This is a genomic window from Pseudomonas sp. G2-4 (genome assembly GCF_030064125.1).
Taxonomy (GTDB): domain Bacteria; phylum Pseudomonadota; class Gammaproteobacteria; order Pseudomonadales; family Pseudomonadaceae; genus Aquipseudomonas.
In genome coordinates, this window is record NZ_CP125957.1 from 1,186,399 (window position 1) to 1,200,325 (window position 13,927).

Genomic DNA, 13,927 nt, shown 5'->3' on the forward strand with positions numbered 1-13,927 from the left:
TGCATGCCAAACTGGTCGGGTTTTTCGCCCTTGGAGGGACGGGCGAGTCATCTCGAAGGAAATGCAGATGGTGTTTTTTATCAAAGGCAAACCAGCGTTGGGCTGGATGATGGGGCTGGCCCTGATGTACTGGGGGCAGGGTGGCAATGCGGCACAATTGGCGACCTTCGAAACGCCGTCGCTCGAACCGGGCGAGCAGTTGGTGCTGAATGCGCAGGAATTGAAGTGGATCAAGGAGAACCCGCGGGTCATCGTGGCTTCGATGCAGTTCCCGCTGTACCTATTCAAGAATGAACTGGGGCAGTGGGACGGCCTGAATCATGAAATTCTCCAGCGTATTGCGCACATGACGGGGCTTGAGTTCGTGCATCGCGAGTCGTTCTCCCCCGGTCAGTTGCTGACGATGCTGGAGAACGGCGAGGCCGACATGACGACTCTCCTGGCGATGAACGATGAACGCAGGGATTTCCTCAGTTTCAGCCATGCGTTTGGCGGTTCCGGCTGGGTGTTCGTCAGCCGTGACGGAGAGTCGGTGCTCCATGCGTTGGAGCAACTGGAGGGCAAGGTCCTGGCATTGCCGGCACGGCATGCCTTGGAGGCGGAAATCAGGCGCGACTACCCGGCCATCGAATTACGCACGACCAAGACGTATGGAGAGGCACGGGCGCTGGTGGAGAGCCGGGAGGCCTACGCCACCATAGAAAATGAAACGGGGGTGCATCTTTATCCGGCTGGGCAGTTGCAGGTAGGAAGTGGCCTTGAGGGCAAGTGGGAACCGGACTACCTGGCGGTGCGCCAAGACCTGGCGCCGTTGCTGGGTATCTTGAATAAAGCGCTGGAAGTCTTTCCAGCCGAGGACATGCGTGCCCTGCGCGCCAAGTGGATGGCGGGTGTTGCTCCCACCCAGGCGCCATCGATCTGGCTGCGTATGTCCCGTTGGGGCTACTGGTGCGTGACCGTGGTCGTGTCGTTCGGTTTCCTGTCCCTGTTGTGGAACCGTCGCCTGAAGACACAGATCGATCAGCGCCTCAAGGCCGAGGCGGTCCTCAAGGACCAGCTGGTGCTCCAGAGAGCCTTGATGGATGCCATTCCCGATCCGATTTTCATCCGCGATCTCGAAGGGCGCCTGATCATGTGCAACAAAAGTTACGAAGACCAGTTGGCGACCCGTTTCGAAAAACTGCGGGGTAGGCGGCTGACTGACTCCCCGACGTTCCCGCCGGCCACCGCCGAGCTGCTACACGGGGAGGTGATGGAGCAATTGCGAACCCGCCAGTCCCGATTCGTCGACCGACAGTTGATGTTCAGCGGCGGATTACGGGAAATCTACCACTGGTCGGTACCCTTCTACGGCGCCGATGGGCAGCTGCGCGGAATTTTAGGCGGATGGATCGATGTCGGGCGCCGGTGGAGCCGCTCCGACAAGCTCCTCGCTTGACCGGGACCGGTCGCCACGAAAATGGCTGCAGGTGAAGGCTGTTGTTTCCCTGTCATATTGGACGCGCATGCTCGGTTGAACAGGTTTGAGGCGCGCCGGTTCGGTGCGCTGGCGAACTTTCTGCCGTGGCCCAGGGTCACTTACTGTGAACATGCAGTTGTTTTCGGACTATTGAAGGGTGAGCGAATGGAAAGTATCAGCCTATTGCTAGGTGAGGCTTTGAGCCCGTATCAGGTCACGCTGACTCCCTTCGGCGCCAAGGGCGAATGCCTGGTGACGCTGAAGAATGCCGTGGGGAGCATCATGGTCGAGCGGGTGTTCAACCAGGCCCAATTGAACGATAAGCGCCAACTGACGGACGTGGTCGATGGCCTGCATCGCGATGTACTGATTGCTGAGGGCCGCTTGGAGCCTTGTGTGATTGCGGCGTTGCGCAATCTGGCGCGCGACAAGGTGATGACCGTCCCGAATTGAACAGGATTTTGTGGGAACCTTCTTACGTCCTGATGAGTCAGACCTTTTACCAGCAAGAGCGAGCATTGTGCTCCGGTGCTTGTCGCTTGTTGTACTGACCTCAAAAATGGTCACGTTTAACCCCGAGTCGTCTCCCCACTTCTCGGGGTTTCTTTTTGTCCGGCGTTTAAGATTGCAGCTCGCCCAGCCAACTGAGCCGCGCCGAACCCCTGTGGGAGCGAGCCTGCTCGCGATAGCGGAGTGCCAGTCAGTATCAAGTTGACTGAACCGACGCAATCGCGAGCAAGCTCGCTCCCACAGTTGATCTTCAGTGGACACCGATTTTCGTTCACGGCAGATCCCAATGGCGCGTCAAATGGCCCCATCACTGCGCAGCTGGGCGATCTGCTGGGCATCGTAGCCCAGCTCGCCGAGTACGTGTGCAGTGTGCTCACCCAGCGCCGGCCCGACCCATTCGGAGCTTCCCGGTGTGTCGGACAGTTTCGGTACGATCCCCGGCATCTTGAACGCCTTGCCGTCCGGCAGCTTGGCCTGCAGAAACATTTCACGAGCGAGGAACTGCGGGTCGCTGAACATATCTTCGGCGCTGAAGATCCGGCTGGCCGGCACCCCGGCCTGGTTCAACTGCTCGATGACGGCATCGAGTGGCAGCGAGTTGACCCAGCGATCGATGACCCCGTACAACTCATCGCGGCGGCTGTCGCGCCCATCATTGCTGGCCAGTTGCGGATCATTGGCCAGGTCATCACGGCCGATGATCTGCATGAAACGCTTGAAGATCGCGTCACCGTTGGCGCCTATTTGCACGTGTTTGCCATCGGCGCTGGTGTGGATGGACGACGGGGTGATGCCGGGCATGATGTTGCCGGTGCGCTCGCGGATGAAACCGAACACATCGAACTCCGGCACCATGCTCTCCATCATTGCGAAAATCGCCTCATACAACGCCACATCGACCACTTGTCCGGTTCCACCGTTGACCTCGCGGTGACGCAGGGCCATCAGTGCGCCGATCACGCCCCAGAGAGCGGCGATCGAATCGCCGATGGAGATTCCGGTGCGCACGGGCGGACGGTCCTCGAACCCGGTGATGTAGCGCAGGCCGCCCATCGACTCGCCCACTGCGCCGAACCCGGGCTGATCCTTCATCGGACCGGTCTGGCCGAAGCCTGAGAGCCGCACCATCACCAGTTTCGGGTTCAGTGCATGCAATACATCCCAGCCCAGGCCGAGCTTTTCCAAAACCCCGGGGCGGAAGTTCTCGATCAGGATGTCGGCTTCACCGATCAGTTTTTTTAGAATCGCCAGGCCTTCGGGGTGCTTGAGGTTCAGGGTCAGGGATTTCTTGTTGCGTGCCTGGACGAACCACCACAACGATGTCCCTTCGTAAAGTTTGCGCCACTTGCGCAACGGGTCACCGCCGTTAGGCGATTCGACCTTGATCACCTCGGCACCGAACTCACCGCAGATGCGCGAGGCAAACGGCCCGGCGATCAAGGTGCCGAGTTCGATGACTTTGACGCCGGCAAGGGGTTTGGCAGTAAGCGACATGAGTAATCCTGTAAGGCAAAGGCAGAACGAATAGAGGGTTTTATCATAGGCCAACCGTCGTCGCCGCAGGTTGATGGTCGGCAATTCGTGGATTGCCCGCGTCATCGGTTAGACTTGCCGCCTTTCTCTGTATCAAGAAGCCCGTTCATGGCCCAGCCGTCCACGACCTATAAGTTTGAACTGAACCTCACCGACCTCGACCGCAATGTGTACGAGAGCGTGAAGCAGACCATTGCCCGCCATCCTTCGGAAACTGAAGAACGCATGACTGTGCGTCTGCTGGCCTACGCATTCTGGTACAACGAACTGCTCGCATTCGGTCGTGGTCTGTCAGACGTCGATGAACCTGCGCTGTGGGAAAAAAGCCTGGATGACCGTGTGCTGCACTGGATCGAAGTCGGCCAGCCCGACGCCGATCGCCTGACCTGGTGCTCGCGCCGCACCGAGCGTACCAGCCTGCTGGCCTACGGCAGCCTGCGCGTCTGGGAAGGCAAGGTGATCCCGGCCGTCAAGAACCTGAAAAACGTCAACATCGCCTCGGTGCCCCAGGAAGTGCTGGAAACCCTGGCCCGGGATATGCCCCGCGTGATCAAGTGGGATGTAATGATCAGCGAGGGCACGATTTTCGTGACTGACGACCGTGGTCAGCATGAAGTCCAGTTGCAATGGTTGCTGGGCGAGCGCGGTTGATCCGCCCCTGCATCAAGTGAACCCAATGTGGCGAGGGAGCTTGCTCCCGCTTGGGTGCGAAGCGCCCACAAAAAGGGGCCGCTACGCAGCCCAGCGGGAGCAAGCTCCCTCGCCACAAGTAATCAGAATTCCACAGTTTCATAGAGAAATGTCCGTCACCCCATGCGCATAGAACCCCGCCAGTTACCCGACACCCTGCCATTTCTCGGTGACCTGCCGCCGCTGTTGACCCGCCTGTATGCCGCTCGCGGCGTGCTGTCCGAAGCTGAACTGGACAAGAGCCTGGCGCGCCTGATCCCTTATCAGCAGCTCAAGGGGATCGACGCGGCGGTTGACCTGCTGGTGGTGGCGCTGGAGCAAGGCCAGCGCATCCTGATCGTCGGCGACTTCGATGCCGACGGCGCGACGGCCAGCACGGTGGGCATGTTGGGGCTGCGCCTGCTCGGTGCGGCCCATGTCGACTATCTGGTGCCCAATCGCTTCGAATACGGCTATGGACTGACCCCGGAAATCGTCGAAGTCGCCCTGGCCCGCGAGCCGCAGTTGCTGATCACCGTGGACAATGGCATTTCCAGCGTGGAAGGCGTGGCGGCGGCGAAGGCGGCGGGGCTCAAGGTGTTGGTCACCGATCACCACTTGCCAGGCCTCGAACTGCCGGCGGCCGATGCCATCGTCAACCCGAACCAGCCAGGCTGTGAATTCCCGAGCAAGGCCTTGGCCGGGGTCGGCGTGATTTTTTATGTGTTGATGGCGCTGCGGGCCCGTCTGCGCAGCCTGGGCTGGTACGCCAGCAAACCCCAGCCGAACATTGGCGAACTGCTCGACCTGGTGGCCCTGGGCAGCGTGGCCGACGTGGTGCCCCTGGACGCCAATAACCGGATCCTCGTGCATCAGGGCCTGGAACGGATTCGCGCCGGACGCGCCCGGCCCGGTATCAAGGCCATTCTGGAGGTGGCCAAGCGCGACCATTCGCGTATTACCTCCACGGACCTCGGATTTATCCTCGGCCCGCGTCTGAACGCGGCGGGGCGCCTGGACGACATGAGCCTGGGCATCGAATGCCTGCTCACCGACGACGCGGCTCTGGCTCGGGAGATGGCGGCGCAACTGGACGGCATGAACCAGGATCGCAAATCCATCGAGCAGGGCATGCAGCGCGAAGCCCTGGCCCAGCTTAAGGACCTGCCGGTGGAGTCGATGCCGTTCGGTTTATGCCTGTTCGATCCTCAGTGGCACCAAGGGGTCATCGGTATCCTTGCCTCGCGTATGAAAGAGCGCTATTTCCGCCCGACCATCGCTTTTGCCGATGCCGGCGACGGCTTGCTCAAGGGCTCGGGACGCTCGGTGCCGGGGTTTCACATTCGCGATGCGCTGAGCGTGGTGGCGGCGCAGCATCCGACCCTGATCAGCAAGTACGGAGGTCACGCCATGGCGGCGGGCCTGACCTTGCCAGAAGCGAATTTCCCGTTGTTCGCCGAGGCTTTCGACGCTGAAGTGCGTCGGCAATTGCGCGAAGAGGACCTGACCGGGCGCCTGTTGTCGGACGGCACGCTGGCAGTGGAGGAATTCCACCTCGAGCTGGCCCGGGCACTGCGCCACGCCGGGCCCTGGGGCCAGCATTTTCCCGAGCCGATGTTCCACGGCGTGTTCCAGTTGGTCGAACAGCGGGTGGTGGGCGAGCGGCACCTGAAGGTGGTGCTCAAGAGCGAATGCGGCTCGGTGAAGCTCGATGGCATCGCCTTCGGCATCGACCGCGAGATCTGGCCGAACCCCACCGTGCGCTGGGTCGAACTGGCCTACAAGCTCGACCTCAACGAGTTCCGCGGCCAGGAAACGGTGCAGTTGATGATTGCCCATATCGAACCGCGCTAGGCTGCCTGTCCAGTCACTGAACCCCTGTGGCGAGGGAGCTTGCTCCCGCTGGGCTGCGAAGCGGCCCTTGTTCCAACCATCACATCGCAAGGGGACGCTGGCGCGTCCAGCGGGAGCAAGCTCCCTCGCCACAGAGGCTCAGGCAAGCCTTGAGTGATCAGCATTGCGCCACCCTCCCGGTTTTTAAGTTCTGAACCCTCCCTCCTTCCAGGTTGTCGACTAGGCTCTAAGCACTGCTTGATAGCCCTTGTGACGTCTTGTCGAATTTCTTTGCCCGCGGGGGCGGGTGTTGCACCTTTTGTCACTCGTCGACTTTTCAAACAGAACCCTGGAGCCTGCCCACTGATTCGAGAGGTGCCCCATGAGTCTGCTGCTGGAACCCTATACCCTTCGCCAATTGACCCTACCCAATCGCATCGCGGTGTCGCCGATGTGCCAGTACTCGAGCGCCGATGGACTGGCCAACGACTGGCACCTGGTGCACCTTGGCAGCCGCGCCGTGGGCGGTGCCGGGCTGGTATTCACCGAAGCCACCGCTGTCACCGCTGATGGCCGTATCACTGCCCAGGACCTGGGGTTGTGGAACGATGAACAAATCGAACCGTTGCAACGCATCACCCGCTTCATCACCGCCCAAGGGGCCGTGCCGGGCATCCAGCTGGCCCACGCCGGGCGCAAGGCCAGCACCTGGCGACCATGGCTTGGCAAGCATGGCAGTGTGAAACCCGAGGACGGCGGGTGGCTTCCGGTCGGCCCGTCGCCAATTGCCTTCGACCCGCAGCACACCCAGCCAGCCCAACTGGACGAAGGGCAGATCGCCGGGGTTATCCAGGCTTTCGTGGCCTCGGCCAAGCGCGCCCTCACGGCCGGCTTCAAAGTGGTCGAGGTCCACGCGGCCCATGGTTATCTGCTGCATCAGTTCCTGTCGCCCTTGAGCAATCAGCGGCGCGATCAATATGGCGGCTCGTTCGAGAACCGCATCCGCCTGGTGCTGCAAGTGACCGAAGCGGTGAGGGCCGTCTGGCCTGAAGAGTTGCCGGTTTTCGTTCGCGTTTCTGCCACCGATTGGGTCGAGGACGGCTGGAATCCGGATGAAACCGTGGAGCTGGCGCGACGATTCAGAGCGCTGGGTGTGGACCTGATCGATGTGTCGTCGGGCGGCACTGCCGCGAATGCGGAAATTCCCACTGGCCCGGGTTACCAGACGCGCTTTGCCGAACGGGTGCGCAAGGAGTCGGAAATCGCCACCGGCACCGTCGGCATGATTACTGAACCGGCCCAGGCCGAGCACATCTTGCGCACCTGCCAGGCCGACATCATTTTCCTCGCCCGGGAATTGTTGCGCGATCCGTACTGGGCCCTGCATGCCGATGATGACCTGGGTGGACGCAAGGCCACATGGCCGGCGCAGTACCAGCGGGCCACGCACCGGGAGCAGCCGATTCATGAGTCTGATTTGCGGGACTGAGGGAGGGATAAAGCAAAAAGCCCCGGTCGTGTTGGCCGGGGCTTTTGTTTATCGGGCTGGATTATTCGGTGGTTGTACCGGCCTCATCGCGAGCAAGCTCGCTCCCACAGTGGATTGTGTTGGGGCACAGAACGTGTGATCCACCCACTACCCTGTGGGAGCGAGCTTGCTCGCGATGGGGCCAGCCCAAGCGCCGAATCACCATCAGGGATACTTACGCTTATCCGGCGCCGGCGGAAAGTACTGGTACAGCCAGGTCTCGCTCAAGGTCCGGTCCTTGCTGCGCAGGAACAGGCGCATTTCCACCGGGTCCACGCGGTCGTCGGTTGGGTACCAGTCGAAGGTGATGCGGTAGCCCTTGATTGCATCCAGCACCAGTACGTTGAAGTCCTTCACCTCGCCATGGGAGCAGGTCACCACCGGTTCGATGCCGGTGCCGGGTGGCAACTGGTCGAGGCCACCGCCGCTGAAGTCCACGGCGAAGCGGCGCGCCCAGACGGTCGGGTAATGCTCGCCCGGTGCCCAGCCTTCGATGAAGCCGCCCATGCCCGAACGGGTCGCGTCGACGTGGGCCAGGTCGGTGCTCACCGGTGGCAGGGCGCTCCAGTAGAGCTTGTAGCCATAGTTCAGCGAATCACCCGCGGCCACTGGTTTTTTCGGTGTCCAGAACGCGACGATGTTATCCAGGGTTTCGCCGGTCGTAGGAATTTCCAGCAGATCGATAGAGCCTTCGCCCCACGCTGTTGTCGGTTCGACCCACAGGCTGGGTCGCTTGCTGTACCAGTCCACGGTGTCCTGGTAACTGGCAAAGTCATGGTCGGTCTGCACCAGGCCGAAGCCCTTCGGATTATTGTCGGCAAAGGCATTGAATTGCAGGGTGGCGGGGTTGTTCAGCGGACGGCAAACCCACTCGCCGTTGCCGCGCCACATGGCCAGCCGGTCGGAGTCGTGGATTTGCGGGTGAATGGTGTCGCACATGCGCCGCTCGACGGTGCCGCAACTGAACATGCTGGTCATCGGGGCGATACCCAGTTGTTCGATGGCGGTGCGGGCATTGATGTGCGCATCGACCTCCATCACTACCCGGGTCGGCTGGCAATCGATGTCAAACCGATAGGCACCGGTGGCGCTGGGGGAGTCGAGCAGCGCGTAAACCACGAAGCGAGTGCTGTTCTTTTCCGGGGTTTCGAACCAGAACTTGGTGAAATCCGGGAATTCCTCACGCTTCTTGGCGTAGGTATCGATGGCCAAGCCACGGGCGGACAGTCCGTACTGGCCGCTGGCGTCCACGGCACGGAAATAACTCGCCCCCAGGAATGAAAGGATGTCGTGGCGATCCAGTTCCGGCGCCTTGAAGGCCCGGAACCCCGAGAACCCCAGGTCGCCCGTCAACTGCGAGGTGTTGACCGTGGTTTTCTCATAGTTGAACAGCTCCGGGCGGAAGTGCACCTCACGGGCCAGGCGGGTCTTGGGGTCGACGCTGTACATACGAACCGGCTGCTTGAAGCCCATGCCAACGTGGAAAAACTGCACGTCCAGCTGACCGTCCAGCTCATTCCACAACGAGTGGTTGGCGTCGTACTGGATCGCGTTGAACTGCAGGGGCGACATCTGGGCCAGGGTTTGCGGCAAGACCTGCTTGGTGTCGACGTAGCGGCTTGCGGCCAATTGCCGGGCCTGGTCTTTCAGGGCGTTGAAATCGAAGGGACGGGCTTCGCCGTCGGCAGTCTGGTCAGCGGCCCAGGCACGTGCGGCCATGAGCCCGGAGGCCGAAAGCCCTGTGTAGGCGGCGAAGGCCATGGAGGCCTTGAGCAGATTCCTGCGGTGCATAAATACAACCTTTCTCAAAACAATCCCGAGCCGTTCCTGGCCGCAAAGATTGATGAAGGAGTTCGGACATGCCTTTGGCCAAACGCGAACAGACGTTAGAACAGATGCCTGAGAGCTGGATCGGTTCACCGAGGCGCAAAATCATAGGGGATATGCAGGCGTTTGAAGCGGAGAAAGCGCGGCCTGGTCAAATTTTCTTACAGTTATTTCTTTTTTTGTGCAGATTTCGGTTTTTTTTGACTAATTACTCTAAAAATCCCTTTTCACGGTTTAAATCCTCCCTATCCTTTAACTTGATAGACCATTTAACCCGGATTCAGAAGGCGCTATCAGGTCAATTCGACGTACAGAAGGGCATCGCTCATGACGAAAATACAGGGCATTACCGAAATGCTGGGGATCTTTCCAGGCCTGATCAATGCGCGCAGGACACGGCGACTCAGCCTGGAAGAATTAAGACTGGTGGAGCGCTATCGAGAGTTGTCGGAAAACGACAGGATCGCCATGCGTTACCTGGTGGATGCAATGAGGAGTGTTTCGAGGTTTTGAATAGTCGTTGCGGTGAGCGGCCGGAGCAAAGGGGAAACCGGCCGATATCATCCCTCCGACCAGTCCTGGGGACGTTCGCTGCGTTGATGCAGTATGCGCAAGATCTGCAATTGCCCATGCATGAGCCGGTAAGGCGCAACGAACGGATAACGTGTTAACACCAGTTCCCGAATATCGGGAACGACTGAAGGACGGCCCGAGCCGGGAAAGCGTTGCAGCTGTCGCAGCGTTTCCAGAATGGTGGTGATGACATCGTCAGCGCCTTCCGTGCCGATGGCGGTTTGGTAGTGTTCATGAATCGAGTCGAGGTCACTCTGTGCTTTGTCGGTCAGTACGATGCTCGGCACGCTTTGCCCACTTAGCCTTCACGGCGTCCAGATCGGTCAGATTTCCAGCATCGGCATCTGCTATGCCTTCGCTGATGGCTTGCAGATGCCAGGACTCGGCTTCCACATATCGAACCAGTGCACGCTTGAGGTGGTATTGACGGTCGCGGTCGGTGGCGGCAGCCAACAAATCCAGCTGTTGGGCCAGACCTTCTTCCACACGAAAGGACAAAACGGGCGAGGCCATGGCGATCTCCTGGGTGTATACGTTGTAGACACCCTAGGCGCTGCCAGGATTTCCGTCAACCGGCGGGCGTGCACCGATTGACGAAAACCTTAGCAGCACCCACGCAGGGCAACCGCGAGTATGTGTTGCCAGCGTTGTCCTGCATTCAATGCTTGAACATCACATGCCGCACCACCGTGTAGTCCTCCAGCCCATACATCGACATATCCTTGCCATAGCCGGAATGTTTCTGACCGCCATGGGGCATTTCGCTGACGAGCATGAAGTGGGTGTTCACCCAGGTGCAGCCGTATTGCAGGCGCGCCGCCAGGCGATGGGCGCGGCCGATGTCGGCGGTCCACACCGATGACGCCAGGCCGTAGTCCGACTCATTGGCCCAAGCCAGCACTTGTGCTTCGTCAAGGAACGGCGTGACGGACACCACCGGACCGAACACTTCCCGGCGGACGATTTCGTCGTCCTGCTGGGCGTCGGCCAGTACCGTCGGTTCGAAGAAGAACCCGTTGCCGTCCACGGTCTTGCCACCGGTGATCAGGCGGATATGCGGCTGGGCGATGGCCCGTTCGACAAAACCCGCGACGCGGTCACGGTGCTGGGCGGTGATCAGCGGTCCCATTTCAGTGTCGGGAGCGGTTTGCAGGCCGTACTTGATACTGCCCACCGCTGCGCCGAGCTTCTCGACAAACTGCTCGTAGATGCCTTGCTGGGCATAGATGCGGCAAGCGGCGGTGCAGTCCTGGCCCGCGTTGTAGAAACCGAACGTGCGGATGCCTTCCACAGCCGCGTCAATGTCGGCGTCGTCGAAAATGATCACTGGGGCCTTGCCGCCCAGTTCCATGTGCGTGCGCTTGACGCTGTCGGCGGTGCTGGAAATGATGTTCGAGCCGGTGGCGATGGAGCCGGTGAGCGACACCATGCGCACTTTCGGATGGGTCACCAGCGGCTGGCCCACGGTTGGCCCACGACCGAACACCACATTGAGCACGCCGGCCGGGAAAATTTCCGACGCCAATTCCGCCAGGCGCAACGCGGTCAGCGGGGTTTGTTCCGACGGCTTGAGCACCACGGTATTCCCGGCGGCCAGGGCCGGGGCGATTTTCCAGGCGACCATCATCAAGGGGTAATTCCACGGCGCGATAGAGGCGATGACCCCCACCGGGTCGCGGCGAATCATCGAGGTGTGCCCCGGCAGGTATTCGCCACCCGCCGAGCCGTTCATGCAGCGACTGGCGCCGGCAAAGAAGCGGAACACGTCGGCAATCGCCGGGATCTCGTCGTTCAGCGCGGCGCTCAAGGGCTTGCCGCAATTGTCCGACTCCAGCTTCGCCAGTTCTTCGCCGTGGGCTTCGATGGCGTCAGCCAGTTTGAGCAGCAACAGGGAGCGGTCCTTGGGCGCAACCTGCGACCAGCTGTCGAAGGCGCTGTCGGCCGCACGAACGGCGGCATCGACCTGGGCTTCGCTGGCTTCATTGATTTCCACCAGCACCCGCCCCAGCGACGGGTTAAACACGGCTTGGCCGGGGCCTTCGCCGTTTACCAGGTGGCCGTTGATCAGCAGTTTGGTTTGCATAGCTTTGTCCTCATCGAAGCAGTTATGTGTCTGCTGGAACCGATCCCTGTGGGAGCGAGCTTGCTCGCGATAGCGGTCTTACAGTCGACACGTGTGTTGAGTGTTCGTCAGTCATCGCGAGCAAGCTCGCTCCCACAAAAGCCCTTTTGTACAAGGCGAAAGGGGCTACTTTCCGCCGCTACCGGCCACGCTCTCACCCCCACGGGTCAAGTAATAGGCGCCGAGTATCGGCAACATCGTCACGATCATCACCAGCATCGCCACCACGTTGGTCACCGGCACGTCGCGAGGACGGCTGAGCTGGTTGAGCAGCCAGAGCGGCAGCGTGCGTTCGTGGCCGGCGGTGAAGGTGGTGACGATGATCTCGTCGAACGACAGCGCGAACGCCAGCATCCCGCCGGCCAGCAGTGCTGAGCCGAGGTTGGGCAGGATGATGTAGCGGAAGGTCTGCCAGCCGTCGGCCCCCAGGTCCATCGACGCCTCGATCAGGCTGTGGGACGTGCGGCGCAGGCGGGCGATGACGTTGTTGTAGACGATCACCACGCAGAATGTCGCGTGGCCGACGATGATGGTGAACATGCCCGGTTCGATTCCCAGGGTCTTGAAGGTCGCCAGCAGGGCAATGCCGGTGATGATCCCTGGCAGGGCAATCGGCAGGATCAGCATCAGCGAAATCCCCTGTTTGCCGAAGAAGTCCCGGCGGTACAGTGCCGCCGAGGCCAGCGTGCCGAGCACCATGGCGATCAGCGTGGCGATGGCCGCGATCTGCAACGACAGCTTGATGGCCTCCAGCACATCCGGACGCGAGAAGGCGATGCTGAACCATTTCAGGGTCAGGCCCTTGGGCGGAAAGCTGAACGCCGCGTCTTCGGTGTTGAAGGCGTAGAGGAAGATGATCAGGATCGGGAAGTGCAGAAACACCAGCCCGCCCCACGCGGCGATCTTCAGGCCCCAGGATGATTTTTCAGAGTGCATCGAAAGCCCCCAGGCGCTTGACGATAGACAGGTAGATGGCAATCAGCACGATGGGCACCAGGGTGAACGCCGCGGCCATGGGCATGTTGCCGATGGCGCCTTGCTGGGCGTAGACCATGCTGCCGACGAAGTAGCCCGGCGGGCCTACCAGCTGGGGCACGATGAAATCCCCCAGGGTCAGCGAGAAAGTGAAGATCGAGCCAGCGGCAATGCCCGGGATCGACAGCGGCAAAATCACTTGCATGAACGTCTGGCGCGGCCTGGCACCCAGATCCGCCGAAGCGTGCAGCAAGGACGGCGGCAGGCGCTCCAGGGACGCCTGGATCGGCAGGATCATGAACGGCAGCCAGATGTAGACGAACACCAGGAAGCGCCCCAGATGTGAGGTGGACAAGGTACTGCCGCCCACACCGGGGATCCCCAGCACGAACTGCAACACCGGCCCCAGGCCCAGGTGCTGGACGAACCACTGGGCCACGCCGCCCTTGGCCAGCAGCAGCGTCCAGGCGTAGGCCTTGACGATATAACTGGCCCACATCGGCAGCATCACCGCGATGTAGAAAAACGCCTTGGTCTTGCCGCTGGTGTAGCGGGCCATGTAGTAGGCAATCGGGAAGGCGACGATGGCGCTGGCGATGGACACCACGATGGCCATGGTCAAGGTGCGCAGGATGATGTCGAAGTTCGAGGGCTGGAACAGCGCGGTGAAATTCGCCAGGGTCAGGTCGGGCGTGACTGCCATGGTGAAGTCATCGAAGGTGTAGAAGCCCTGCCACAGCAAGGTCAGCAGTGAGCCCAGGTAGATTGCGCCGAACCAGATCAGCGGCGGCACCAGCAGCATCGACAGGTACAGGTTGGGCCGTCGGTACAGCAGGTTGGAGAAACGTCGCAAGGGTGAGCCGGGTGCAGGCGTTTGAGTGATGGCCACGGTGTTCAT

At 60.9% G+C, this 13,927-nt stretch carries 13 protein-coding genes; 6 read left to right on the forward strand and 7 right to left on the reverse strand.

Annotated elements, in window-relative coordinates; all coding sequences use genetic code 11:
- Nucleotides 1-67: 67 nt before the first annotated feature.
- The gene (locus tag QNH97_RS05210; protein WP_283555900.1) at nucleotides 68-1,438 is read left to right on the forward strand and encodes a transporter substrate-binding domain-containing protein; all 1,371 of its coding nucleotides are present in this window, start codon (nucleotides 68-70) and stop codon (nucleotides 1,436-1,438) included.
- A gap of 186 nt (nucleotides 1,439-1,624) precedes the next feature.
- Nucleotides 1,625-1,912 carry a DUF3509 domain-containing protein gene (locus QNH97_RS05215; protein WP_283555901.1) on the forward strand — a complete coding sequence of 96 codons (288 nt, stop codon included), beginning with the start codon at nucleotides 1,625-1,627 and terminating at the stop codon, nucleotides 1,910-1,912.
- Between the two features lie 351 nt (nucleotides 1,913-2,263).
- On the opposite strand, the gene QNH97_RS05220 is transcribed toward QNH97_RS05215, so the two are convergent.
- A complete protein-coding gene (locus QNH97_RS05220) occupies nucleotides 2,264-3,463 on the reverse strand; it encodes a CaiB/BaiF CoA transferase family protein (RefSeq protein WP_283555902.1) in 1,200 nt (399 codons plus the stop codon).
- Nucleotides 3,464-3,610: 147 nt separating this feature from the next.
- On the opposite strand from QNH97_RS05220, the gene QNH97_RS05225 reads away from it, so the two are divergent.
- From QNH97_RS05225 to QNH97_RS05235, 3 genes are all read left to right on the forward strand, one after another.
- Nucleotides 3,611-4,153, forward strand: a complete 543-nt coding sequence (locus tag QNH97_RS05225) for a YaeQ family protein (protein ID WP_283555903.1) — start codon at nucleotides 3,611-3,613, stop codon at nucleotides 4,151-4,153.
- A 162-nt stretch (nucleotides 4,154-4,315) separates the two neighbouring features.
- Entirely contained in the window at nucleotides 4,316-6,025 is a 1,710-nt protein-coding gene (gene recJ / locus QNH97_RS05230) for a single-stranded-DNA-specific exonuclease RecJ (RefSeq protein ID WP_283555904.1), read from the forward strand.
- Nucleotides 6,026-6,386: 361 nt separating this feature from the next.
- On the forward strand, nucleotides 6,387-7,493 hold the full coding sequence (locus tag QNH97_RS05235) for an NADH:flavin oxidoreductase/NADH oxidase (RefSeq protein ID WP_283555905.1): 1,107 nt from the start codon (nucleotides 6,387-6,389) through the stop codon (nucleotides 7,491-7,493).
- A 204-nt stretch (nucleotides 7,494-7,697) separates the two neighbouring features.
- Here the strand turns inward: QNH97_RS05235 and QNH97_RS05240 are convergent, their stop codons facing one another.
- Nucleotides 7,698-9,323: a glucan biosynthesis protein D gene (locus QNH97_RS05240; protein WP_283555906.1), complete on the reverse strand. Its 1,626-nt coding sequence runs from the start codon at nucleotides 9,321-9,323 to the stop codon at nucleotides 7,698-7,700.
- 363 nt (nucleotides 9,324-9,686) lie between these two features.
- Here QNH97_RS05240 and QNH97_RS05245 point away from each other — a divergent pair, with 363 nt between their 5' ends.
- Nucleotides 9,687-9,872, forward strand: a complete 186-nt coding sequence (locus QNH97_RS05245) for a hypothetical protein (RefSeq protein WP_123342596.1) — start codon at nucleotides 9,687-9,689, stop codon at nucleotides 9,870-9,872.
- A 47-nt stretch (nucleotides 9,873-9,919) separates the two neighbouring features.
- Here the strand turns inward: QNH97_RS05245 and QNH97_RS05250 are convergent, their stop codons facing one another.
- The 5 genes from QNH97_RS05250 to QNH97_RS05270 all read right to left on the reverse strand — a co-directional run bounded on the left by QNH97_RS05250 (nucleotide 9,920) and on the right by QNH97_RS05270 (nucleotide 13,927).
- Nucleotides 9,920-10,219: a type II toxin-antitoxin system RelE/ParE family toxin gene (locus QNH97_RS05250; protein WP_283555907.1), complete on the reverse strand. Its 300-nt coding sequence runs from the start codon at nucleotides 10,217-10,219 to the stop codon at nucleotides 9,920-9,922.
- Nucleotides 10,182-10,445: a CopG family ribbon-helix-helix protein gene (locus tag QNH97_RS05255; protein WP_003198119.1), complete on the reverse strand. Its 264-nt coding sequence runs from the start codon at nucleotides 10,443-10,445 to the stop codon at nucleotides 10,182-10,184. Before QNH97_RS05255 ends, QNH97_RS05250 begins: the two co-directional genes overlap by 38 nt.
- A gap of 145 nt (nucleotides 10,446-10,590) precedes the next feature.
- On the reverse strand, nucleotides 10,591-12,015 hold the full coding sequence (locus QNH97_RS05260) for a gamma-aminobutyraldehyde dehydrogenase (protein ID WP_283555908.1): 1,425 nt from the start codon (nucleotides 12,013-12,015) through the stop codon (nucleotides 10,591-10,593).
- 165 nt (nucleotides 12,016-12,180) lie between these two features.
- Nucleotides 12,181-12,990, reverse strand: coding sequence for an ABC transporter permease (locus tag QNH97_RS05265; protein ID WP_283555909.1), 810 nt, complete (start codon nucleotides 12,988-12,990; stop codon nucleotides 12,181-12,183).
- The gene (locus QNH97_RS05270) at nucleotides 12,980-13,927 is read right to left on the reverse strand and encodes an ABC transporter permease (RefSeq protein ID WP_283555910.1); all 948 of its coding nucleotides are present in this window, start codon (nucleotides 13,925-13,927) and stop codon (nucleotides 12,980-12,982) included. The genes QNH97_RS05265 and QNH97_RS05270 overlap by 11 nt, the downstream gene beginning before the upstream one ends.